General features: G+C 66.9%; 1 protein-coding gene. It reads right to left on the bottom strand.

The window, feature by feature from the left end:
* Window positions 1-115: 115 nt before the first annotated feature.
* Window positions 116-574 (bottom strand): hypothetical protein, encoded by a 459-nt coding sequence (locus AB1460_RS37925; RefSeq protein WP_368967418.1) that lies wholly within the window; start codon window positions 572-574, stop codon window positions 116-118.
* Window positions 575-813 lie beyond the last annotated feature (239 nt).

Raw genomic sequence — 813 nt, 5'->3', positions numbered from 1 at the left:
CAGCCTCTCCGTGGTCCAGCAATTCACTCCTCAGTATCGATATGACCAGCGCTGGAAGCCAGGCTCCCAGCGCCTTCCAGCATGCCCGGAACCAGCCTCTCCGTGGTCCAGCAATTCACTCCTCAGATCGGTACGGCGGGTTCGGCGAGCGGTCCGGGGAAACGGACCGGTGGTAACACCGGAACCGCGCCCCGGGCCGACTCAACAGTCGCAGCCACGGCAGCCCGGCTTCCTTGCGCAGGACGTCGAAGCGCCGGTTGACGTTCCGCGGCTCCAACGGCGTGCCGATCGACGAGGTGAAGACGAGCCCGGTTTCCGTCCAGGCGTCGCCGAGACCGGTCCGCTCCGCTGTCTGGGTGGCCCGGTGACGCCGTAGGATCGCCACCAGGCGCGGAGGGATGGGTAGGCGCCGGTGGGACCGTTCCGTCTTCGCCGGGACGAACATCAGCGAGCCGTCGACCCGTTGGAGCGTCTGCCGGACGTAAAGCGTCACGCCGGTCAGGTCGACGTCCACCCGGCGCAGGCCGAGGATCTCCCCGCGGCGTGGCCCGAGCATCAGCGCGCAGGCGAACACGCCTTCCAGCCGCGCCGCGTAGGGTCACGTCCACGGTGGTGGTGTACGGAGAGTGATGCCGCGTGATCCTGGCTGAAGGTTATGCGGTGAGCGCTTCGGGTGCCACGCTGATCTCAGCCTGGATGCACCGGTGTTTATAGCTGTCTGTTGGGGTCCCTGAACGCGGAAGTGCCCTCTGAGCTGGGAGGATGGGAGTTCTCTAGGCTTCCGTCCGCCAGATCGAGAGGGCACTTCGCAGG

The sequence above is a fragment of the Parafrankia sp. FMc2 genome, from assembly GCF_041008525.1.
Lineage (GTDB): Bacteria > Actinomycetota > Actinomycetes > Frankiales > Frankiaceae > Parafrankia.
Note: the sequence above shows the minus strand (reverse complement) of the source record. Positions and strands in the feature narration are given on the sequence as shown.